The sequence below is a fragment of the Ferrimonas kyonanensis DSM 18153 genome, from assembly GCF_000425405.1.
In the GTDB taxonomy this organism is placed as follows: domain Bacteria; phylum Pseudomonadota; class Gammaproteobacteria; order Enterobacterales; family Shewanellaceae; genus Ferrimonas; species Ferrimonas kyonanensis.
The window spans coordinates 1-22,392 of sequence record NZ_AUDJ01000042.1; the positions used below are offsets into that span (position 1 = coordinate 1).

The window sequence follows — 22,392 nt, forward strand, 5'->3', positions numbered from 1 at the left end:
CCAGCGTGTAGGCTGCCAGGTTCGGACCACATTATGGCGCTACCTCGAGAAGGTAAAACAGACGCCGGATATACGTCCGCAAACCGACCTCATCAAAGTCTTGCAGTTGCAGGGGCGTCCATATACGTCTTTTCTTAGGGAAATACCCAAGCCACGTGCTCTCGCGTCCGCAAGGGCGACAATTCCTCTTCTGTCTTACTCGCGAAGGCGGGTATCCAGTGGCTTTCTCGAGGTTAAAACCACAGCCACTGGGCCCTCGCGTTCGCAAGGGCGACATGGTGAGGATGGGGTGGTCGCGGTATGTTACTGGGCTCGCAGGGAAGTGTTGTTGGCACTAACCATCATACCGCCCTCCGTCGTACCCGCGAACGCGGGTATCCAGCGTCTTTTCTGGTACAGCGGCCGCTAGGCCTGGAAGCTCGACAGCGAACTGTGGCGGGTGTGTGAAGCGCTTTGAAACAACAGCAGTTCCCAGGCCAGGCTTTGCAAGGTGCCGGAATCGTTGCTGGTGAGCTCCTGCATGCAGATATCGCCAGCTTCCAGCATCTCCCTTAACTCTGACTCATTCAGGTGCAGCACCGGGCGTCCGGTCAGGGTATGGAACACGGTCAGTTGGTTTGGGCTGTGATCCAGACGAGCATCAATGGTAAACAGCATAGTCAGGTCTCCAGAGGTCAGTTGCGAGTGAAGTTGATCTAAATGATAATCATTATCATTGGGGTGTCAAGGGGAAAGTGCCAATTTGTGTCGAGGCCTGTGGTTTCCCCAGCTGACCTTACCCTGGTAAGAAATAAAACTATTATTATTCAGTTAAATAAAAGGAATGGTAATGTCCAGAGCGGCATCGAGTGTATCCGCAACAAGGATAACTTCATTTTCAAAATGAATCACATTATAACAATAAAAGAATAACCAGAATTGGTCAGTTGTGGTTTTGTTTATGTCATTAATATATAAAGGCATATCGATGGTGATAATAGTGAAAAACATTCGCTTTACATCTTTGTCTATTCGCAAGGTGCTGATTTATAAGGAAATTAATCTTCTTTGCTTGAGTTGCTGTTTTGAGTCTCCAAATATAAAATCAATAACTTAAGCTGACATTGCTCAAGTAAATTCTGAAATGGTTTGACCTGATAAAGTGTGATCGACTTAACGCTTCGTTTTGCACTTTGTTTTTATAACTGACTGTATTTTAAGATCAATGAAAATTAATTAAATAAGTTCTTTTCATTTTAATTTGAACGGTATAACTTATACTCCGAATATGACTTGAAGGATTATAAGATGGATTACGTAGTGTTTGGCCGGGCTAACGAAACCGATGCCGAAGAGAACTTTATCGGCTTCCATTTCGAACAGTTCGACGTTGTGGCCGATAGCGCAGAAGACGCATTGGAGCAGGCCGAAGCACAGATGTGTAGTCGACTTGATACTGTAAACCTTCTGGAGCACAAAGAGTTTCTGGGTTTTGAACTCACCGGTTTGAGTCAGAGCGATTACCTGGCACTGAAGCCCGAGATCGAGTCTGGCGAGTTCGACCTGTTCAACTAACCACTCCAAGTGGACGTTTGGGGGACACCTTGCATTGAGGGTGGCAGGACGTCCGATAACAATAAAGGCAACATAATCAACAATATATTGCCGGACTGAGATGATACCTCTCGCGAGGGATGAAACAGTCAGTACTACCATGCCCCGGCTCTGCCGGGGTTTTTTCTAGCTGCTTTCCTACCGTTCAGTTGCTTTCCTACCCGTTCAGGCCTGTACGAGCCATCCCTCGATGTTGATGAAATGTTATGCATTGGCTTTACCTTTGTCATAGACCATTGTTATGATTTGAAAAGGTCACAGAAACCGGGTCTGAACCTGGTCAGGGTCCGCTACTGCATCGCACTACACTTTAGGGAATGGAAACCATGTCGACACTGCTCAACTACATCAACGAATTGGATTGCAATGCCGACTTGCTGGCTGCTCATAACAAGAATCCTGTAAAAACCATGAAGGATTTTGGTCTGAACGAAAAGCAAATTGAGGCATTTATGTCTGGAGATAAAATAAGGATTGCTAAAGAAGCAGGAATTACCGATCCAGAGTTCATAATTGTTGCTGCGCATGTACAGCAAAAGTAGGAAATTGAAAGATGCTGTCCTTTTCATTTAAGGACATGTTGATTCACGTTGTTATTTTGGCCTGCATTATAATTGCAGGCCAAGCCGTTGCCATTGAAAACGAGTTAGAAGGCCAAGTGATGTCAATTCCTAACTTGGCTTATGAATCCCCAGAGGAAGTAAAGAAAATAATTGAGGAGCTGAAGTTAAAGGTTGATTTAATGGATGCAGAGTTGCTTGAGTACTTTATTCTGTACCAAGCTTATTATCACGCGGTTCATGAAGAACAAGAATTAAGGTTGAGAGTTTTACAATCGTATGATTGGGAGACTTCCAAGCCGGAAGTTCAAGCAAGATATTATCAGCAAATGATAGAGATTTTTGTCAACCTTAATGATATGGATGAAGCTCTAAAATATCTGTCTTCCTCATTGGAGTTGCTCGAATTTATTGATGAACCTATGCCGAGAATGCTCATACTTCACTCTGGATACACTGTTTATTCTTCTCTTTACATGTATGAGCAAGCATTTAAGTATGCAGAAAGAATCTCTGATCTTGGCACCCAAACTAAATCGAAAAGAATTGCTTGCTATGGAGGGGTTGATCGTGTGGAATCTCTTTTTTATTCAGGTGATTACTCAAGTGTATTGGAGCAGGTCAATGACGTAATCAACCTTTGTAATAAAGGTATTGATCCTCTATCGTCAGATCTAATGGAAACGCTAAAAATGGTGGGTCAACTTGAGAAAGGCGAAGGAGACGCTCATTTAGCCATAGCTTTTTATAATGAGAAAAGAAATAATAATTACGAGTACCTAGTGTATTTGGAAATGGCGATTGCAAATCATTACTTGGAGTTGTCCGATTTTGATGTCGCTGAAAGTTACTATTTGTGGGCGTATGAGAGAGTTGAGGCGTTTGGAATATTACGCCTTAAACCAAGAGTGTCTGAAGTGCTCGCCAACCTTTATCTTAAAGTGAAAGACTGGGATAAATATGTTAAATACATAAATGAGTCGATAGAATCTCATAAACAGTATGAGAAGGATCTATACGATAAGTCGCTTGTTTTTCATTTAGCAAAAATTAGTGCTTCAGATATTGAGGGGCAACTAAAGACAATTGAGGCTCAAAATAAAAGACTTCAATTGGAGAATGAATTGGCCGAAACAAAACTCGAGCAAACTCGTGTTTTACTTATTTGGTTCTCAGCAGCCTCCGTAATACTGGTGTTGGCTGTGTTGTTTGTACAAAAACAGAAGGCCAAAATTAAGGTCTCCATGGAGACTGACACCTTGACCAAAGTGTTGTCCCGGGTGAGTTTGATGGAGTCTTGTACCAAGGCGGTGGCGGAGGCGAAGCGACGGGAGCAACCGTTGTCTTTGGTCGTGTTTGATTTGGACCACTTTAAGCGGGTCAACGATACCTTCGGTCATGCAGTGGGGGACTGGGTACTGAAAACGGTGACCAGGGTGGTGCGCAATAGCATTCGAGATAAGGATATTCTTGGCCGTTTGGGGGGCGAGGAGTTTGTTATTTGCCTGCCCAATACGGATATCGAGCAGGCCAGACTGTTGTCAGAGCGCTGCCGCGAGGGCTTAGAGCGGATCATCGCGCCTGTGGCCATCGAAAACCTGGACATCAGTGCCAGTTTCGGGGTGGCCAGGCTTGATGACAAGGTGAACAGTCTGGATAAGCTGCTGATGACCGCCGACAAGTGCCTGTACCAGGCCAAGCACCTAGGGCGTAACCGGGTGGCGACGGTGCTGGAGGATAAGGATATAGGGGCTTATAAGCCGTCGATGGGACTGTGTAGCCTGCAGGCGGAGCTGGGTCAGACACCACTGAAGTAGGGACGCCATGGCCAGCGGTGACTTGTTTCCTGAGCCGGTTATATTTTTTAAATTTGAAGAGACTAAGTGATGAGCAAACAAGGCAGTTTGGTTTGTGTGGGCTCGGGGATGCGGTTGGCGGGTCAGCTTACCCCCAGAGCCAAGAGTTGTATTGAGCAGGCAGACGTGGTGCTGGCGGCGATGGCCAATCACCTTAGCCGACAATGGATCAAGGAGATGAGCAAGGAGTATCGCTGTCTGCTGGATCTCTATGGTGAAGGGGGCGGTGAGGGTAAGCCGCGGGGCCAGACCTATGACGAGATGGCCGAGCGAATCATGGAGGAGGTGCGTAAGGGACGGAAGGTGTGTGCGGTGTTCTACGGCCATCCCTCGGTGTTCTCCTGCATCTCCAAGAAGGCGATCGACCTAGCTAGGGCAGAGGCGTTTCCGGCTCACATGGAACCGGGGATTTCGGCGGCGGATTGCCTGTATGCGGATCTGGAAATCGATCCGGCCAGCGCTGGCGAGCAGGCAATGGAGTGCACTCAGTTTATGATTCATCAGCGTCGCATCGATCCCAGCGCGCTGCTGATATTGTGGCAGCCCGGTGTGGCCGGGGATCTGTCCATGAAGCGTTTCGAGACTCATCAGGCGTATATCAAGTTGCTGGTGGAGAAGTTGTCCCGGAATTATCCGCTGGATCATGAGGTGATCCTCTATGAGGCGGCCACCTCACCGTTGGAGTCCACCCGCATAGAGCACCTGCCCCTAGGAAAGCTGCCCCAGGCCACCCTGAATCAGATCACTACCTTGGTGGTGCCTCCCTGCCAAGAGATGGCAACGGATAGCGTCATGCTGGACAAGCTGCAGATCCTGTCTGAATCGGTTTGGGAAACGGCTTAAACCTAAGGACGAGTCACCGAATACAGACCCAATTATTCAAGGGGCAACGCCCATTCTTTAAAGGCGTAAATGATGGTCGAGCTGCTGATGTGCATTAATACGCTGGACAGCGATCCCATACTGGCAGAGCAGCATTAGCAGGTTCTACAGCAGACCATGAGTGAGTATGGGGTGACCTTGGAGCAGCGGGAGCTGATGTTGCAGGAGAACTTGAAAAAGCTGTTGGGCGAAGTTTCTGATGAGGGGACCGATAAGAAGTTGTTTGCCGTTCATGTCCAACAGAGTATCCAGACTACTGTCTAAAGCTATTATATTGATAAAAAAGGGCAGCCCGATGGCTGCCCTTTTTCCTTTCCAATTTCCCTGAATCTCTATTTATGCCGTTGTGCCAATTTGGCGATCACCTCGGGCAGAGGAACCTGTTGCTGCTGCAGCAGCACGGTGAGGTGGTACAGCAAATCGGCGCATTCATCCACCAGGTTGTCACGGTCGTTGGTGGCCGCCGCCAGGGCCACTTCCACTCCCTCTTCCCCGACTTTTTGCGCCACCCGGCGCGGGTTACCATTGAGCAACTGGGCGGTGTAACTGCTTTGTGGGTCGGCGTCGGCCCGCTCGGCCACCACCTGGGCCAGTTTGCCCAGAAACGGCTGATTATCGAGGCCACTAAAGCAGCTGGTGGTGCCGAGGTGACAGGTGGGGCCCGCCGGAATCGCCTGCACCAGCAGGGCGTCGTTGTCGCAGTCAGTCGCCAGGTTGACCAGGGTCAGCACATTGCCGGAGCTCTCCCCCTTGGTCCATAACCGCTGCTTGGAGCGGCTGTAAAACGTCACCTTGCCGGTCTCCAGGGTAACCGCGACCGCTTCCGGGTTCATGTAGCCCAACATCAGAACCTGGCCGCTGTAGTGGTGTTGCACCACAACCGGAACCAGGTTGTCCATTTTGTTCCAGTCGATAGAGAGTGTGTTCATACGCGTACCTCGATCCCTTGTTGTTTCAGGTAGTGTTTCAGATCCATAATGTCGATCAGTTGTTTGTGGAAAACCGAGGCCGCCAGCGCACCGTCGACCCGCGCCTGGCTGAATACCTCGGCAAAGTGGGCCATGGTGCCGGCGCCACCGGAGGCGATCAGCGGCAGGTTGCAGGCCTGACGAATGGCGCTGAGTTGGTCGACGTCGTAGCCGCGGCGTACGCCATCCTGATTCATGACATTGAGTACAATCTCTCCGGCGCCCCGACGCTCTACCTCTTCGGCCCAGTCCTGGGTGAACCACTGGGTCTGGCGGGTGGCGGTTTCGTCGCCGGTAAACTGGTACACCTTGTAGCTGTCGCCGTCGCGGTCGTACCAGGAGTCGATGCCCACCACCACGCACTGACGCCCAAAGGTGTCATTGAGGCGGTTGATTAGATCGGGGTCGGCCAGTGCCGGTGAGTTGACCGAGATCTTATCGGCGCCATCGGCCAGGATCTGGCGGGCATCGTCGATGGTCTTGATACCGCCGGCGACGCAGAAGGGGATATCCAATCTTTCCGCCACCGCACTGACCCAGCTTTTGTCGACGGTGCGACCGTCACTGGAGGCGGTAATGTCATAAAACACCAACTCGTCGGCGCCTTCGTTGGCGTAGCGACTGGCGAGGTTGAGAATGTCGCCCACCACCTCGTGGTTTCGAAACTGCACTCCTTTCACCACCTGGCCGGCTTTCACGTCCAGGCAGGGGATTATGCGTTTTGCCAGCATGCCAATGCCTCCTCAATGGTGAAACGGCCGGTGAGCAGCGCCTTGCCGATGATGATGCCGCCAATGCCGATGGCCTTGAGTTGGCGCAGATCCTCCAGTTCGGCAATGCCGCCGGAGGCCTGCCAGCACACTTGCGGGTACTGTTGAATCAGCCGGGCGTACAGGGCTACGTTGGGGCCGCTGAGCATGCCATCACGGTCGATGTCGGTGCACAGGACGTGTTTGAGTCCGGCCTGCAGCAACGGCGCAATCACCTCGTCGATGAGTTTGCCTGAGCCTTGTTGCCAGCCGTGGGTGGCCACCTGGGCGTTGCCGTCGGTGTCCAGCAGCAGATCCAGTGCCACGGTGATGCGCTCTGGCCCAAAGGCTTCGATCCAGCCGGCAACGGTCTGGGGCTCTCGGGCAGCCAGGGAGCCGATCACCACCTTGTCCACGCCAAGTGCCAGCAGCGATTCCACCTCCTGGCGATCGCGAATGCCACCGCCGACCTGCAGGGGGGCGTCCAGGCCCTGAGCCAGGGCGGTGATGGTGGCCAGCTGGCGCTGGGCGGGATCCTTGGCGCCATCCAGATCCACCAGGTGCAACTGGCGACTGCCAGCGTTCTGATAGGCCTGCAATTGAGCGAGAGGGTCGGTGTCGAACTGGGTGACCTGGTTAAAGTCGCCTTTTTTCAGGCGCACTACCTGGCCGTTAATGAGATCGATTGCAGGGATGATCACGATGGCATCTCCAGAAAGTTTTGCAGTATTTTGGCGCCCACCGGGCCGCTGCGTTCGGGGTGGAACTGCACCCCCATCAGGTTGCCGCGACCGACGGCGGCGGAAAACGTCTGTCCATAGTGACAGCGGGCCAGGGTCAGCTCCGACTCGGCCACGGCGTAGCTGTGAACAAAGTAGAGGTGGCTGCCGTCGGCAATGCCGGCAAACAGCGGGTGGTCGCCAGGGCTGATGGTGTTCCAGCCCATATGGGGCAGGGGTTGACCATCGGCCTTGAGCTTGCGACAGCGAAACGGCAACAGGCCGGTGAGCCGGGCCTGGCCTTCGTCGCTGCTCTGGCCCAGCAGCTGCATGCCCAGACAGATCCCCAGTACAGGTTGGGTTAGCTGGCCCAGGGTCTCGAGGACACCGGAGTCACGCAGTGCCTGCATGCCCGCCGGCGCGCTGCCGACACCGGGCAGGATCACCCGGTCGCTGGCGAGGATCTGCGCCGGGTCGCGGCTGACCGTGACTTCGGCGCCCAGTCGCAGCAGCGCAAAGCGAACCGAGCTGAGGTTGGCACAGCCGGTGTCGATGATGGTAACCCGTTTCGGTTGAGACTGGCTCATTACAGCACTCCTTTGGAGGAGGGCAACTGGTCACCTTCGATGGCGATGGCCTGACGCAGGGTGCGGCCAAACACCTTGAACAGCGCTTCCACCTTGTGGTGTTCGTTGTCGCCGTTTACCGACAGGTGCAGGGTGGCGCCCAGGCTGTCAGCCAGCGAGCGGAAAAAGTGCGGCACCATCTCGGTGCTGAGATCGCCCACCTTGTCACGGTTGAAGCTGGCCTCGAAACGCAGGTAAGGGCGGCCGGACAGATCCAGCAGGCATTGGGCCTGGGTTTCGTCCATCGGCAGGGCAAATCCGAACCGGCCAATGCCGCGCTTGTTGCCCAAGGCTTGTTTTAGCGCCGTCCCCAGGGTCAGGGCCACGTCTTCGACACTGTGGTGCTCGTCGATGTGCAGGTCGCCGCTCATGGTCAGCTCCATGGCGATGCCGCCGTGGGTGGCGATCTGCTCCAGCATGTGGTCAAAAAAGCCGACACCGGTGTTGATCGACACCGGCCCATTGCTGTCCAGATCGACGCTGATGTTGATGTCGGTTTCCTTGGTGGTGCGGCGGGCACTGGCGCGGCGATCGCCCTGGGTTAACTGGCGAACGATGGCGTCCCAGCCATGGGTGTCACGGTCGTATTGAATGCCGGCAATGCCCATGGCCTCGGCCAGTTGCAGATCGGTGTTGCGGTCGCCGATGACCGCCGAGCGGGTAAAGTCGATACGCCCCTGGGTCAGGAAGTCTCGAACCAGTCCCAGCTTGGGTTTGCGACAGCTGCAGTTGTCCTGATCAAAGTGGGGGCAGATCAGCACCTCATCGAAACGGACGCCCTGGCTGGTGAACAGGGCCATCATGGCGTTGTGGGGCGCATCGAAGTCCTGCTGGGGAAAGCTGTCTGTGCCCAGCCCGTCCTGGTTGGACACCATTACCAGCACATAGCCGGCTTGCTGCAGCGCCAGCAGGGCCGGTACTACACCGGGCTCAAATACCAGCTTTTCCAGTGAATCCAGCTGTTTGTCGATGGCAGGCTCCTCTACCAGAGTGCCATCGCGGTCGATAAAGAGGATGGGTTGTTGGCTCATTGTTATGCATCCTGTCGGGGTTGTTGTAGGGCGGGTTCCAGTGCGGCCATCAAGGTGGCCATCTCCGATTCACTGCCGATGCTGACCCTCAGCCAGCCTGGCAACGCCGAGTAGGCGCGGATCAAAATGCCTTTGCCGGCCAGCTCAGTCAGCAATGCGTCGGCGTTCTCGGCTTCAAACAGCACAAAGTTGCTGGCGGAGTCGAGGATGGTGCCGACGCCGGGCAGGGCGTCCAGTGCCGTTATCAGTGCCTGGCGTCGGGCATTGAGTTGACTGACCTGACTCTGCATGCGGCGAATGCCGAAATTACTCAGGGTCTCCAGGGCCAGGTCGCTAACGGGGACCGGCACCGGATAGGGGGCGATCACCTTTTCCAACATGGCGATGATGTCGTCATTGGCAAGTACGAAGCCACAGCGGGCCCCGGCCAGGGCAAACGCCTTCGACAGGGTTCGCAGGATCACCAGGTTGGGAGTGGTGGCAATGGACTTGGCCAGGCTCTGCTGCGGACAGAACTCGATGTAGGCTTCGTCAATGACCACCAGAGTGTCGGGCAGCGCCTGTGCCAGTTGCAGCAGTTCGGCGGTCGGCACCAGAGTACCGGTGGGATTGTTGGGATTGCAGACGAACAGCAATTTGGCGTCACGCCCAGCGTCCACCAGTGCCTGGGGCAGAGTGTACCCCTGCTGCCAGGGAATTGCCTGGTAGTCGACACCACAGGTTTCGGCACTGATGCGGTACATGCCGTAACTGGGCGTCAGGCTGACGACCCTATCCTGGCCGGGCACACAAAAGGCTCGAATCAACAGCTCAATGCCTTCGTCGGCACCGCGGCTGATCAGCACTTGCGATGGGGCAATGGCGGCATAATCGGCGTAGGCCTGGCGCAGTTGCGGCGGTTGGCAGTCCGGATAGCGATTGATGCCGGCTACATTGGCATTGCGCCAGGGACTTTCGTTGGCATTAAGCCAGACGTTGCCACCGCTGGCACTACGCCGGGCAGAGGCGTAGGGCGTCAATTCCCTTAGCTGTGGGCAACAGAGTCGTTGGGCCAGGCTCATGAGTCGCTCCTTGCGGTTGATGGAGTTTGCAGGCGCAGGGCCACGGCATTGGCGTGGGCATCCAGGCCTTCGGCATCGGCCAGAGTCATCACGGTATTCGCCAGTCCCAGTAAGCCGTCTCGGCTGAGTTGCTGCACCGTATAACGGCGGCAGAAGTCGGCCAACGACAGGCTGGAAGCACTGCGGGAGGCACCGTAGGTGGGCAGGACGTGATTGGTACCACTGGCGTAGTCGCCCACAGATTCTGGTGACCAGCGGCCCAGGAAGATGGAGCCGGCGGCGCGCAGGGAGGGCAGCAGTGCCCGCGGGTCGTCGGTTTGCACTATCAAGTGCTCCGGACCGTAGCGATTGGAAACGTCACAGGCCTGCGCCAGGGTGTCACAGATCAGAGTGCGGCTCTGGGCCAGGGCCTGGGTGGCGATCGCTCGTCGACTCAGCTTGGACAATTGGATTTGCAACTGAGCATCGACCTGGTTGGCAAACTGCTGGCTCAGGCACACCAGCATCGCCTGGCTGTCTTCCCCGTGCTCTGCCTGAGACAGCAGATCGGCCGCTACAAACGCCGGGCTGGCGTTGTCATCGGCGATCACTAACACTTCGGAGGGCCCGGCGGGCATGTCGATGGCGGTGCCGCTGACGCTTACCTGAGTCTTGGCTTCGGTGACAAAGCGGTTGCCCGGGCCGAAAATCTTATCGACCCGAGGCACGGTTTCGGTACCGTAGGCCAGGGCTGCGATGGCCTGGGCACCGCCGACCGGAAACAGCTGCTGAATGCCACAGCGCCAGGCGGCGTAGCAGATGGCGTCGGAAACCGGTGGTGGTGTCGCCATCACCCGAACGCGGCAACCGGCGATGCGGGCGGGCAGCGCCTGCATCAATACCGAGGAGACCAGTGGTGCACTGCCGCCGGGCACGTACAATCCGACTCGCTCGATGGCTTCACTGCGCAGCTCACAGCGCACTCCGGGTTGGGTTTCCACCTCGACCGTGGTGAACGCCTGAGCGCGATGAAAGGCATCCAGGTTGTCGATGGCGGTGTCGATGGCCTGCTTGAGGCTGTCTTCGATACCGGCGCCGCGGCGAGCCAGTTCGTCACTGTCGTACACCAGTTGCTCCGGGCGCTGGCCGTCGAAGCGTTCACTGAGTTGCACCAGCGCTTGGTCCCCTTGCAGCCGAACCTGGCGCAAAATTGCGGTTACCGACTCGCTGAGGCTGGCATTTTGTACCTGCTCGGCGCGAGCCAGCACGGCGGCGCGGGTCTGAGGATCCAGTTGAGTCCAGTTGTAACTTTGCATGCCTTACCCCAGCATCTTCTCTATGGGCAATACCAGAATCGAGCTGGCACCCAGGGCTTTGAGCTGTTCCATGGTTTCCCAGAACAGGGTTTCGGAGCTGACGGCGTGCAGGGCGACCCGCTCGCTGTCTTGAGCCAGGGGCAGGATGGTGGGGTTTTCGGCCCCGGGCAGCAGTGCCACCACCTGATCTAAGGCCGCTTTGGGGGCGTGCAGCATGATGTACTTGCTTTCACGGGCCTGAATCACGCCGTTGATTCGGGTCAGCAGTTTGTCCACCAACTCTTGGTTGGCCTCCGTCAATGGACGTTGGCTCTGTATCAGGGTTGCCTTGGAGCGAAACATTACCTCACACTCCTTCAGGCCATTGGCTTCCAGGGTGGCGCCAGTGCTGACCAGATCGCAGATGGCGTCTGCCAGTCCGGCTCGGGGTGCCACTTCGACCGAGCCTTTGAGCATGCAGTCGCTGAAGGGAACGCCGGCTTGATCCATAAAGCGGGCCAGCAGATAGGGGTAGGAGGTGGCAATGCGGGTATTGGCCAGCGAGGCGGGACCGGTGTAATCCATGTCCTTGTCCACGGCTAATGACAGGCGACAGCCACCAAAGTCCAGTCGCCGCAGAGTCGAGAATTCGGCCGGTCGGGTCATGGCCTGACGCTCCAGTCGCTCCTCTTCGAGGACGTTCTCACCGACGATGCCCAGATCAACCACGCCGTCCATCACCAGACCCGGAATGTCGTCATCGCGAACCCGCAAAATATCGATGGGCAGGTTTTGACAGTGGCTCAGCAGGCGTTGATCCCGCAGGTTGAGCTTGAGTCCGGCGCCCTTGAGCAGGGTTTGGCATTCATCGGCCAGGCGGCCGGATTTTTGGATGGCGATGCGCAGTCGTTGTTGTGTCATGTGTTCAGTCCTGTAGATACGAAAAAACCCTGGGCGCTGGCTCCAGGGTTTTCGGGTATTCAGTTCTGAATCCGCTGGAGGGCGCCGTTTAAACAGCAGCCTTCCAGCGTTAATGCCAAAGGCTACCGCTTGGAATGGTGATGGTGGTGTAGCGCAGTAAACTTCAGCATTGGAACGTTTCCTTAAATTCTTGTGCACGATAATCGTGGCGTGTTTTTAAGCTAACAGGAGCGCCGGGGAGATTGCAACACCCTGACGGCAGTTTTTTTTCTCAACTGGGCCAGAGGAAGGCGGGCATTGGTTTCGGCCTGTGCCATAATGGCTGCCGAATCCATTATTCAGGCGGCGTATGGCCCGTTTCCCCAACAAAATCAAGCAGGCTTTTGCCGCGAACGGCCTGCTGGCTGAACAACTGCCGAACTTCAGTTACCGCCAGGCTCAGCAGCAATTGGCCCATGCAATTGCTCGCAACCACAAGCCCGGTCAACGCCTGGTGGCCGAGGCGGGCACCGGCACAGGCAAAACCTTTGCCTATCTGTTGCCGGCCCTGCTCAGTGGCAAACGGGTGGCCATCAGCACTGGAACCAAAAATCTGCAGGATCAGTTGTTCTTCAAGGATCTCCCCAGCTTGTTGCCGCTGCTGGACAGCGGCATTCGGGTGGCCCTGCTCAAGGGACGCAGTAACTACCTGTGCCACTACCACCTGCACCGTCATCTTGCCGATACCGACAATCAGAGCCCCATCGAGATGGATCAGCTGATTCGAATTCGCAGCTGGGCCAACGGCACCGGCAGCGGCGATATGGCCGAGATGGACTCGCTGGCGGAGGACGCACCGATTCTGCGCAAGGTCACCTCCACCCATGACAACTGCCTGGGACGCAAATGCCCGGAGTTTGACCGTTGTTTTCTGAAGCGGGCCCGGGCTAAGGCGATGGCGGCGGACCTGGTGGTGATTAATCATCATCTGTTTTTTGCCGATTCCGGCCTCAAAGAGGGCGGCTTTGGCGAACTGCTTCCGGAGTTGGATTGGTTGATCTTTGATGAAGCCCATCAATTGCCTGATATTGCGCTAAATCGGTTTGGTGAGCGGCTAACGTCGTCGAACTTTCATTATCTTGCGCGGGATATTCGGCGGCTGTACCAGCAGCTCAAAGACTGCAAAAGCCTGGATACCCGCGCCGATGATCTGCAGCGCCAGGCGGATGAACTCAGCGAGGCGCTACACGCCAACGGGGCACCCGCCTGGTTGGTGCAACTGAAGTATGCCCGGGTCACCGATGCCATGGCCGAGCTTGAACAGCAGTTGCAGGGATTGCACAAGGAGTTGGGCTATCATCTGGGCCGGGATGAGTTGGCGGATCTGTGTTTTGAGCGTTGTGCCCGTTTGATGGGGTTACTGGCGCATTTTGCCGAGCCCGATGCCAGTCAGGCCTATACTCTGGAGCGGCGTAAGCAGGGCTTTGCTCTGGTCTCCAGTCCACTGTCGGTGCGTGACAAACTCACCGAGTTGTACCAGCAGTACCACTGCGCCTGGGCTTTTACCTCTGCCACCCTGCAGGTGGCCGGAGATTTTGGCTATTTTACTCGCCAGATGGCCCTGGATGACGCCGAAACTCTGATTCTTGACAGCCCCTTTGATTATCCTCGACAGGCCCTGTTGTGCGTGCCCAGGGGCCTCCCCGAACCTCATGAAGCCGGGGTGGCGGATCACCTGGCGGCCGTTGCCAATGAGCTTATCGAGGCCGCCGATGGCCGCACCTTCCTGCTGTTTACCAGTTACCACATGATGCATCAGGTGGGCGAACGGCTCAGTCGCCGGCAGTCGCGGCCTTTGCTGGTGCAGGGCATGGACTCCAAGCGACAGTTGTTGAGTCGGTTCCACGCCTATGGCAATGCGGTGCTGTTGGGAACCAGTGCGTTTTGGGAGGGGGTGGACGTTAGAGGCCGCGGCTTGTGTTGTGTTATGATCGATAAATTGCCCTTTGTGTCGCCGGATGATCCGCTTACCCAGGCCAGAGTCAGCGCCTGCCAGCGCAGTGGCCAGGACCCCTTTAGTCAGGTGCAACTGCCCCAGGCCATTTTGGCCCTTAAGCAGGGGGTCGGACGGTTGATTCGCAGCGAGCAAGACCAAGGGGTGCTGGTGATCAGCGATCCCCGGTTAGTTCATCGCCCTTATGGCGAACAGTTTATTGCCAGCTTGCCCGCCATGGCGCGTACCCGCGAGCTGGATAACGCATTAGCACGATTAAGAGAAGTTTGATGTCTGCAAAGATTTTGATCATCGACACCGCCACCGAGAACTGCTCGGCGGCGCTGATCCTTGGCGACACCGTTACCGCCTTGTGTGAAGAGGCCCCCCGCGAGCACAGCCAGAAGATTCTGCCGTTTGTCAAGCAACTGATGGAGGACGCCGGACTGGCGCTGAACCAGTTGGATGCCATCGGTTTTGGTCGTGGTCCGGGCAGTTTTACCGGTATCCGTATTGGCACATCGATGATGCAAGGTTTGGCGCTGGGGGCGGAGTTGCCAGTGTTGCCGATCTCCAATCTGGCGGCCATGGCACAGGGTGCCATCGATGCCGGTGCCACCTCAGTGATCGCCGCCATTGATGCTCGAATGGGCGAAGTCTACGCGGCCCGCTACGACGCCGAGCAGGGGTTGGCGGTACTGCAGGGGCAGGAGATGGTGATCGCACCTGAGCAGTTACTGCAGCTGGAACTGATGCAGGGAGAGGGGCTGGTGGCCGTAGGCACCGGTTTTGAAACCTATCCGCAACTGCTGGATGACGGTCGCCTGCAGCTTGCTGGCGATTGCCGATTGCCCAGTGCTAAGATGATGGTGCCTCTGGCACTGGCTCAGTTTAAGCAGGGGCTGGCACAACCGCTGGAGCAGGTTGAGCCGGTGTACCTGAGGGATAACGTGGCCTGGAAAAAGATGCCGGGCAAGTAGTTCCACGTATGGATAAAGGATGGATGCCGTGATGCAGCCCGTTGGCTTACTTAGCCAAGTTCCGGCCCGGCCGGATGCAAAAATCAAGCGCGACCATGCGCCTGAGGAAGCGGCTGCGCCGACATCGGTGGCCTCTAAACTGGTGCTGCCTGCCGATGCCCAATCCTGGCAGCAGTGGCAGGCAGGCCGTGCCCGCTTAGTGGATGACCACGCCAACTCCAATGCCATTGCCACCTACAACGAGATGGTCAATCAGCCATTGCGGCAGCAATTGCAATCGATGATCGGTGTCGACCTGTACGTCTGATCGCGTCTTCCTGGGCGTTTGCAAAGATTTTGCAACAACTTAGCGTTGCAATCTCCTACCACGGCGATAGGGTATTAGCCTGTCTTCTACGCCGATTTCCCGCGTCCGTTCCAAGGAGGAACCCCCGATGAAACCGATGTTGCTCGCCGCTGCAATGGCATTGATGCCGCTGGCCACTCTGGCCCATTCCGATACCTTCACTGCCGACCTGAGCCACTGGGCCGAGGCTGACCATCGTTCTGAGGCTAATGTGGCTCGCAACCCGTACCGGCACCCGGTGCAAACGCTGGAATTTTTTGGATTGCATCCGGACATGACGGTGATCGAGCTGTGGCCCGGTGGCGGTTGGTATACCGAAATCCTGGCGCCGTTTCTTCGTGACAATGGCACCTTCATCGCCGCCAGTTTTGAGACCGAGCCCAAACAGGATACCCCGCGCAATCGCTACCGGGCTGGTGCCGGAAAACGTTATCAGCAAAAGTTGGCGGCAACCCCGTCTCTGTATGACAAGGTGCAGGTGGTGACATTTGACCCACCAACCACGACCCGTCTGGGGGTGGAGGCCAGTGCTCACATGGTGCTGACCTTCCGTAACCTGCATAACTGGGCCATGGCCGGGGATCTGCAAGCGGTGTTTGAAGCGGCGTTTGAGGTATTGACACCCGGAGGCGTCTTTGGGGTGGTGGAACACCGTGCTAACCCCGGAATGTCGGCAGAGTCTGGTTATATGGATCAGCAGCAGATGATTGATCTGGCAAAGAAAGTTGGATTTCGGTTGGCGGCCAGCAGCGAGATCAACGCCAATGCCAAAGACAGCAAGGATTATCCAAAAGGGGTGTGGACTTTGCCGCCGTCTCTTCGTCTCAAGGAGCAGGATAAACAGAAATACCTGGCCATCGGCGAGTCCGACCGTATGACGCTGAAATTCTACAAGCCCGAGATCTAACAATAGAGTAACTGCTCCAACCAGCGTGGTGAGCCGTGAAACCACAAGACAACAGAGGGATTGCTATGGCACTCTTGCCGGCACCAGAAGAGACTTATTTTGCCCTGGACAGCATCGAGTTGGCCGGCCTGCGCTGGGGGGACCCGAATGCGCCGCTGGTGGTGGCGTTGCACGGTTGGCTCGATAACGGCAACAGTTTTGCTCCACTGGCACCGCACCTGGTGGCGGCGGGTTACCAGCTGCTGGCGCTGGAGTTTCCCGGCCATGGCCATTCACAGAATCGCCACCAGGGTAATTACTACCACTTTCTGGACTACCTGTATGAACTGCATCAGCTGTGGCCGCAGTTGCCTCGACGTCCGGTTTTGGTGCTGGGCCACTCCATGGGCGGCATCATCGCCAGTCTGTTTGCTGCCCTGTATCCGCAGCAGGTAGCACGGCTGATGGTGGTGGAGGCCATGGGGCCGTTGACTGCGGCACCGGAACAGACTCTGGAGAAGATGCGCCAGGGGTTTGCCAGCCGCGACAAGCCGACTTCCCAGGCCAGCTATCGCGATATTGATGCCCTGGTGACTGCACGTGCCAAGGCTGGCCAGTTTGACGTTGAGACTGCGCGGCTGCTGTTGCAGCGTAATCTGCACCAGCAGCCGGATGGCCGTTGGTGCTGGCGTTCTGATCCGAGATTGCGAATGCGCTCTCCCTGGATGATGACCGATGCGCAAGCGCAGAATTTGATGCAGGGGTTGATGACGCCCACCTGCTTCGTACTGGGGCAGGGTGGCTTTGACGAGCTTCGGTCGGCCTGGCAGGCCCGGCGACACTGGTTTGCCGACGCCCGCCTCGAGTTGATCGAAGGGGGCCATCATTGCCATATGCAGCAGCCGCAGCAGCTGCTGAGGCTTATATTGCAATTTATTGATGTAAAAAGCAGCGAACACACCGGCTTAGACTAGGCATTGGTGTGAATCACGCTATCATTGAAACCGTTTGTAACAGTCAACGAAGTCGGTAACGAATGCGCCGCGATCCGTCGCGACTAAGAGGCGAACCAGCCCGCGCCATGGACCGGCTTCGTTTACGTTTAGACCCAGGCAGTCCTGTTCGAGAAAGGAGAACAGTGTGGATAAGGCATGGCTTAACAGCTACCCCGCCGATGTACCGGCAGAGATTCAACCCGATCAGTTTCGCAACCTGCTCGACCTGTTCGAGCGCAGCTGCAACCAGTACGCCGATCAGGTGGCGTTCATCAATATGGGGGCGGTACTGACCTATCGCCGGGTTGAGGAGCAGAGCCGGGCGTTTGCCGCTTACCTGCAAAACGAGCTGAAACTGCAAAAAGGCGATCGGGTGGCGCTGATGATGCCCAACCTGTTGCAGTACCCTGTGGCTCTGCTCGGGGTGCTGCGCGCCGGCATGGTGGCGGTGAACGTGAATCCCTTGTACACCCCGAGAGAACTCAAACACCAGCTGTGCGACGCCGGGGCCAAGGCGATCGTGCTGGTCACCAACTTCGGTCAGAGTCTGCAGCAGATTGTCGACGACACGCCGGTGGAGCATGTGATCCTGACCAAGATTGGCGATCACCTGTCGGCGCCAAAACGAACTGTGGTGAACTTTGTGGTGCAGTACATCAAGAAGATGGTGCCGAAATACCACCTGCCGTACGCCGTTTCCATGCGCAAGGTCTTGTCGGTCGGTCGGCGATTGCAGTACATCAAGCCCAACGTTGACGGTGGGGACATCGCGGTATTGCAGTACACCGGCGGCACCACCGGGGTGGCCAAAGGGGCGATGCTGACTCATCGCTCGCTGTTGGCGAATATGCTGCAGGCCGATGCCTATTTCGGCCCCATCCTCAAAGATGGCGAAGAGATGGTGGTTACACCGTTGCCGCTGTATCACGTGTTTGCCAACACGGTCAATTTGCTGCTGTTCTTTAAGAAGGGCGGCCAGAACCTGCTGATCACCAACCCCAGAGACATGCCGGCGTTTATTGGTGAGCTTAAAAAATACCCCTTTACCGCGTTGACCGGGGTTAACACCCTGTTTAATGCGCTGCTGAACAACGACGAATTCAAAGAAGCCAACTTCAGTCAGTTTAAGCTGACCATCGGCGGCGGCATGGCGGTGCAGCGTGCGGTGGCAGAGCGTTGGGAATCCCTGACCGGTTTGCCGCTCATCGAAGGCTACGGCTTGACCGAGTGTTCACCGGTAGCGGCGGCAGGCACCTACAATCAAACCGAGTACACCGGTGCCATTGGCTTGCCACTGCCCTCCACCGAGATGCGCGCCGTCGATGATGACGGTCAGCCAGTGGCGGCTGGAGAAACCGGTGAGCTTCAGGTTCGTGGTCCCCAGGTGATGCGTGGTTACTGGCAGCGCCCGGAAGAGACCGCCAAGGTCCTTACCGAAGATGGCTGGTTGTTTACCGGTGACATCGGCTACATGGACGACAAGGGACAGTTCTTCATTGTCGACCGTAAAAAGGACATGATTCTGGTGTCTGGATTCAATGTCTTCCCCAATGAAGTGGAAGACGTGGTAGCCAGCCATCCGAAAGTGGTGGAAGTGGCCGCGGTCGGTGTGCCCCACGCGGCCTCCGGTGAACTGGTGAAGATCTTCGTGGTGGCAAAAGACAACGCCCTGAGCGACAAAGAGCTGATCGCCCACTGTCGTAAACAGCTTACCGGCTACAAGGTCCCGAAACTGGTTGAGTTCAGGGACGAACTGCCAAAGAGCAACGTCGGTAAAATTCTGCGCCGTGAACTGCGCGATGAAGTGAAAGAGAACCAATCCTGATGAGCGAATTGTGCTGGCAGTGGATAGACACCGATGAACAACTGGCGCAACTGTGTGCCCAGTGCCGCCAGGCCGACGCCGTGGCGCTGGACACCGAGTTTGTGCGAACCCGAACCCTTTACGCCCAGTTGGGTCTGATTCAGATCTACGACGGCACCACTCTGGCGTTGGTGGACCCACTGGCGATCAGCGATCTGAGCCCATTTTGGGATCTGCTGGCGGACGAATCTGTGGTTAAGGTTCTGCACTCCTGCAGCGAGGACTTGGAGATCTTTGCCCAGCAAGGGCGGGTTCAGCCTAAGCCGCTGTTTGATACCCAGATTGCCGGTGTGCTGCTGAATCAAGGGGTGGCCATGGGCTATGGCAAGATGGTCGCCGCCTATCTGGAGATTGAACTGGACAAGGGCGAGGCGCGTACCGATTGGCTGGCTCGGCCTCTGCGGGATAAGCAGTTGCACTACGCCGCCGCCGATGTCTACTACCTGCTGACCATCTATCGCACCATGGCGAAAGAGATCACCGATGCCCAGCGTCTGCCTTGGTTGCTGGAGGAGGGGGAGCGGATTACCGAGGGGCGCTTGTCGCCGGTTAATCCAGATACCGCCTACCTGAAGGTGAAAAACGCCTATCAATTGCGGCCCGAACAATTGGCGATTCTGAAGTCACTGGCGGCTTGGCGCTTGCAGGTGGCGCAGCAGCGAGATTTGGCACTGAGCTTTGTGATCAAAGATGCTGCCCTGTTGCAACTGGCGAAACGGGCGCCCCGTAGCATGGGCTACCTGACTCAGCTGGATTGTTTGACCGAGCGGGACGTGCAGCGCCACGGCCGCGCCATCCTCAAAGCCATCGCGTCTGCCGATGTGGCCAACCCGCCGGAACCGGTGGATCCCCTGAGCGCCGACCCGGCATTCAGAGATGCGGCGAAACGGGTGCGCAAGGCGCTGGTGGAAGTGTGCGAACAGCACCAGGTAGCGCAGGAGTTAATGGCATCAAAGAAGCTGGTGCATCAATATCTTAAGTGGCGTTTAGGCGCCAGTAGCGAGCAGCCTGTGGTGACTCGTGGTTGGCGCGGAGAGTTGACGTCGGCGAAACTGGCGGCATTAAGCGTCTAAAAGCGGCAAAAAAAAGAAAAATCTTAAAATTGAAGTGAAAAGCGACATTCCTCTGGCTGGCATGTCGCTTTTTTTATGATTCGGTAGCTTTCGCCGTAAACACCTGCATTTCCTCTGTCATTACCCGGATTTGCCATCACAACCTCTGCCAGCCCCCTGCCTGTTCTGGCCAAAAAAAACACAACAATGGTTAATTTGTTAGCTGGGCATGGCTGACATCTTCAATCAGTTATGTGATGATGTTCACGTTTATACGGTTGTTTAATACAGCTGATTAAATACCAGAAGCGGAAAGGACTAAGCCGTCAGGAGAAGGAGCGACACATGGAAAAGGTCTGGTTAACGAGTTATCCGGAAGGGGTGCCGGCGGAGATTGATGCCGATAAGTTTGCCTCTCTGGTGGACCTGTTCGAACAATCGGTCTCTCGTTATGGGGATAAACCTGCCTTTATCAATATGGGGAAATCGATTACCTATAACGAATTGGACAGGCTCAGCCGCGATTTTGCTGCCTACTTGCAGCAGGAGTTGAAGCTGAAAAAAGGCGACCGGGTAGCCATAATGATGCCCAACCTGATTCAATATCCGGTGGCCCTGTTTGGCGTATTGCGTGCCGGCCTGGTGGTGGTCAACGTCAACCCGCTGTATACCGCTCGAGAATTAAAACATCAGCTTAATGACAGTGGTGCCAAAGCCATTGTGGTGGTGTCTAACTTTGCCTCAACTTTGGAAGAGGTGGTAGACGAGACCCCCATTGAGCATGTGATTTTGACCAAACTCGGTGACCAATTGTCGCCGTTTAAACGGACGCTGGTGAACTTTGTCGTCAAATACGTCAAAAAGATGGTACCTAAATATCATCTGCCGGATGCCCATTCCATGCGCAGTGCCCTGTATAAAGGCGCCAAACTGGAGCTGGAAAAGCCGAAGATCGATAACGGCGATCTGGCCTTTTTGCAATACACCGGAGGCACCACCGGGGTGGCCAAAGGCGCGATGCTGACGCACCGGAACATGGTGGCTAACCTTGAGCAGGTGAGTTCGTGGATTGGCCCGACGTTGAGCGAAGGTGAGGAGTTGGTGATTACCGCTCTGCCTCTGTATCACATTTTTGCCTTGACCTGTAACTGCCTGACTTTCATGAAGCTTGGTGGCACCAACCTGATGATCACCAACCCCAGGGACATGCCGCTGTTCATCAAGACCATTAAGAGTTACCCCTTTACCGCCATTACCGGCGTGAATACCCTGTTTAATGGACTGCTGAACACACCAGGATTTGACGAGATCGATTTCAGTAAGCTCAAAATTGCTCTGGGCGGCGGCATGGCGGTGCAGGCCGCGGTTGCCGACAAATGGCAGAAAGTGACCGGTTCGCGGTTGCTGGAGGGCTTTGGACTGACAGAGAGTGCGCCAGTGGCGTCGGTAGCCCCGTATGACAGCAAGGGGTATGACGGCACCATTGGGTTGCCGCTGCCTTCGTGTTCCATTCGTCTGATTGATGATGACGGTAAGGTGATCACCAATGGCGATCGCGGTGAGTTGCAGATTCTTGGCCCTCAGGTAATGAAGGGCTATTGGCAGCGACCGGAAGCCACCGAAGAGGTGATCTGCTCCGAAGGTTGGCTGTCCACCGGTGACATCGCCACCATGGATGAGCGTGGATACTTCAAGATTGTCGATCGTAAGAAGGACATGATTCTGGTCTCCGGCTTTAACGTGTTCCCCAACGAGATTGAAGACGTGGTGGTGATGCACGATGACGTGGTGGAAGCCGCGGCCATCGGAGTGCCGAACCCGGTATCTGGTGAAGTGGTGAAAGTGTTCGTGGTTGCCAAGCCAGGAGTCAGTGAAAAGGCGATCATAGACCACTGCAAGCAGCATCTTACCGGCTATAAAATCCCGAAGATTATCGAGTTTCGTGACGATCTGCCTAAGACCAATGTCGGCAAAATTTTGCGACGGGCGTTGCGGGAAGAGGAACAGGCTGCCTGATTCTGAGCAACCCAAACTGCGCCGCCCAATGGGCGGCGTTT

The 22,392-nt window shown here is 56.0% G+C and carries 22 protein-coding genes; 13 read left to right on the forward strand and 9 right to left on the reverse strand.

The window, feature by feature from the left end:
• Nucleotides 1-405: 405 nt before the first annotated feature.
• On the reverse strand, nucleotides 406-657 hold the full coding sequence (locus H598_RS0112720) for a hypothetical protein (protein WP_028113357.1): 252 nt from the start codon (nucleotides 655-657) through the stop codon (nucleotides 406-408).
• A 630-nt stretch (nucleotides 658-1,287) separates the two neighbouring features.
• On the opposite strand from H598_RS0112720, the gene H598_RS0112730 reads away from it, so the two are divergent.
• The 5 genes from H598_RS0112730 to H598_RS26555 all read left to right on the forward strand — a co-directional run bounded on the left by H598_RS0112730 (nucleotide 1,288) and on the right by H598_RS26555 (nucleotide 5,155).
• The gene (locus H598_RS0112730; RefSeq protein WP_028113359.1) at nucleotides 1,288-1,554 is read left to right on the forward strand and encodes a hypothetical protein; all 267 of its coding nucleotides are present in this window, start codon (nucleotides 1,288-1,290) and stop codon (nucleotides 1,552-1,554) included.
• Nucleotides 1,555-1,919: 365 nt separating this feature from the next.
• Nucleotides 1,920-2,135: a hypothetical protein gene (locus H598_RS0112735; protein WP_028113360.1), complete on the forward strand. Its 216-nt coding sequence runs from the start codon at nucleotides 1,920-1,922 to the stop codon at nucleotides 2,133-2,135.
• 11 nt (nucleotides 2,136-2,146) lie between these two features.
• Nucleotides 2,147-3,970: a tetratricopeptide repeat-containing diguanylate cyclase gene (locus H598_RS0112740; RefSeq protein ID WP_028113361.1), complete on the forward strand. Its 1,824-nt coding sequence runs from the start codon at nucleotides 2,147-2,149 to the stop codon at nucleotides 3,968-3,970.
• 69 nt (nucleotides 3,971-4,039) lie between these two features.
• Complete coding sequence (locus H598_RS0112745) at nucleotides 4,040-4,852, forward strand: SAM-dependent methyltransferase (RefSeq protein WP_028113362.1); 813 nt, start codon at nucleotides 4,040-4,042, stop codon at nucleotides 4,850-4,852.
• A 156-nt stretch (nucleotides 4,853-5,008) separates the two neighbouring features.
• Nucleotides 5,009-5,155, forward strand: a complete 147-nt coding sequence (locus H598_RS26555) for a hypothetical protein (RefSeq protein ID WP_156897035.1) — start codon at nucleotides 5,009-5,011, stop codon at nucleotides 5,153-5,155.
• 68 nt (nucleotides 5,156-5,223) lie between these two features.
• On the opposite strand, the gene hisIE is transcribed toward H598_RS26555, so the two are convergent.
• From hisIE to hisG, 8 genes are read right to left on the reverse strand one after another with little or no spacing between them, the layout of a single operon-like run.
• A complete protein-coding gene (hisIE, locus tag H598_RS0112755; RefSeq protein WP_035415882.1) occupies nucleotides 5,224-5,820 on the reverse strand; it encodes a bifunctional phosphoribosyl-AMP cyclohydrolase/phosphoribosyl-ATP diphosphatase HisIE in 597 nt (198 codons plus the stop codon).
• Entirely contained in the window at nucleotides 5,817-6,590 is a 774-nt protein-coding gene (hisF, locus tag H598_RS0112760; RefSeq protein WP_028113364.1) for an imidazole glycerol phosphate synthase subunit HisF, read from the reverse strand. Before hisF ends, hisIE begins: the two co-directional genes overlap by 4 nt.
• Nucleotides 6,572-7,309, reverse strand: a complete 738-nt coding sequence (gene hisA / locus H598_RS0112765; protein WP_028113365.1) for a 1-(5-phosphoribosyl)-5-[(5-phosphoribosylamino)methylideneamino]imidazole-4-carboxamide isomerase — start codon at nucleotides 7,307-7,309, stop codon at nucleotides 6,572-6,574. Before hisA ends, hisF begins: the two co-directional genes overlap by 19 nt.
• A complete protein-coding gene (hisH, locus tag H598_RS0112770) occupies nucleotides 7,306-7,914 on the reverse strand; it encodes an imidazole glycerol phosphate synthase subunit HisH (protein WP_028113366.1) in 609 nt (202 codons plus the stop codon). The genes hisA and hisH overlap by 4 nt, the downstream gene beginning before the upstream one ends.
• Nucleotides 7,914-8,984: a bifunctional histidinol-phosphatase/imidazoleglycerol-phosphate dehydratase HisB gene (gene hisB / locus H598_RS0112775; RefSeq protein ID WP_028113367.1), complete on the reverse strand. Its 1,071-nt coding sequence runs from the start codon at nucleotides 8,982-8,984 to the stop codon at nucleotides 7,914-7,916. The genes hisH and hisB overlap by 1 nt, the downstream gene beginning before the upstream one ends.
• Nucleotides 8,985-8,986: 2 nt before the next feature.
• Nucleotides 8,987-10,045, reverse strand: a complete 1,059-nt coding sequence (hisC, locus tag H598_RS0112780; RefSeq protein WP_028113368.1) for a histidinol-phosphate transaminase — start codon at nucleotides 10,043-10,045, stop codon at nucleotides 8,987-8,989.
• On the reverse strand, nucleotides 10,042-11,340 hold the full coding sequence (gene hisD / locus H598_RS0112785) for a histidinol dehydrogenase (protein WP_028113369.1): 1,299 nt from the start codon (nucleotides 11,338-11,340) through the stop codon (nucleotides 10,042-10,044). Before hisD ends, hisC begins: the two co-directional genes overlap by 4 nt.
• A gap of 3 nt (nucleotides 11,341-11,343) precedes the next feature.
• A complete protein-coding gene (gene hisG, locus H598_RS0112790; RefSeq protein ID WP_028113370.1) occupies nucleotides 11,344-12,240 on the reverse strand; it encodes an ATP phosphoribosyltransferase in 897 nt (298 codons plus the stop codon).
• A 349-nt stretch (nucleotides 12,241-12,589) separates the two neighbouring features.
• Here hisG and yoaA point away from each other — a divergent pair, with 349 nt between their 5' ends.
• From yoaA to fadD (H598_RS0112830), 8 genes are all read left to right on the forward strand, one after another.
• The gene (gene yoaA, locus H598_RS0112795; protein WP_028113371.1) at nucleotides 12,590-14,503 is read left to right on the forward strand and encodes a DNA repair helicase YoaA; all 1,914 of its coding nucleotides are present in this window, start codon (nucleotides 12,590-12,592) and stop codon (nucleotides 14,501-14,503) included.
• Nucleotides 14,503-15,192, forward strand: a complete 690-nt coding sequence (tsaB, locus tag H598_RS0112800; RefSeq protein ID WP_028113372.1) for a tRNA (adenosine(37)-N6)-threonylcarbamoyltransferase complex dimerization subunit type 1 TsaB — start codon at nucleotides 14,503-14,505, stop codon at nucleotides 15,190-15,192. The genes yoaA and tsaB overlap by 1 nt, the downstream gene beginning before the upstream one ends.
• A gap of 28 nt (nucleotides 15,193-15,220) precedes the next feature.
• Nucleotides 15,221-15,499 carry a hypothetical protein gene (locus tag H598_RS0112805; protein ID WP_169629270.1) on the forward strand — a complete coding sequence of 93 codons (279 nt, stop codon included), beginning with the start codon at nucleotides 15,221-15,223 and terminating at the stop codon, nucleotides 15,497-15,499.
• 127 nt (nucleotides 15,500-15,626) lie between these two features.
• A complete protein-coding gene (locus H598_RS0112810; protein ID WP_028113374.1) occupies nucleotides 15,627-16,445 on the forward strand; it encodes a class I SAM-dependent methyltransferase in 819 nt (272 codons plus the stop codon).
• A gap of 65 nt (nucleotides 16,446-16,510) precedes the next feature.
• Nucleotides 16,511-17,398: an alpha/beta fold hydrolase gene (locus H598_RS0112815; protein WP_028113375.1), complete on the forward strand. Its 888-nt coding sequence runs from the start codon at nucleotides 16,511-16,513 to the stop codon at nucleotides 17,396-17,398.
• A gap of 166 nt (nucleotides 17,399-17,564) precedes the next feature.
• Nucleotides 17,565-19,244 carry a long-chain-fatty-acid--CoA ligase FadD gene (gene fadD, locus H598_RS0112820; RefSeq protein ID WP_028113376.1) on the forward strand — a complete coding sequence of 560 codons (1,680 nt, stop codon included), beginning with the start codon at nucleotides 17,565-17,567 and terminating at the stop codon, nucleotides 19,242-19,244.
• Nucleotides 19,244-20,356, forward strand: coding sequence for a ribonuclease D (gene rnd / locus H598_RS0112825; protein ID WP_028113377.1), 1,113 nt, complete (start codon nucleotides 19,244-19,246; stop codon nucleotides 20,354-20,356). Before fadD (H598_RS0112820) ends, rnd begins: the two co-directional genes overlap by 1 nt.
• 324 nt (nucleotides 20,357-20,680) lie before the next feature.
• Nucleotides 20,681-22,351 carry a long-chain-fatty-acid--CoA ligase FadD gene (gene fadD, locus H598_RS0112830; RefSeq protein ID WP_028113378.1) on the forward strand — a complete coding sequence of 557 codons (1,671 nt, stop codon included), beginning with the start codon at nucleotides 20,681-20,683 and terminating at the stop codon, nucleotides 22,349-22,351.
• Nucleotides 22,352-22,392 lie beyond the last annotated feature (41 nt).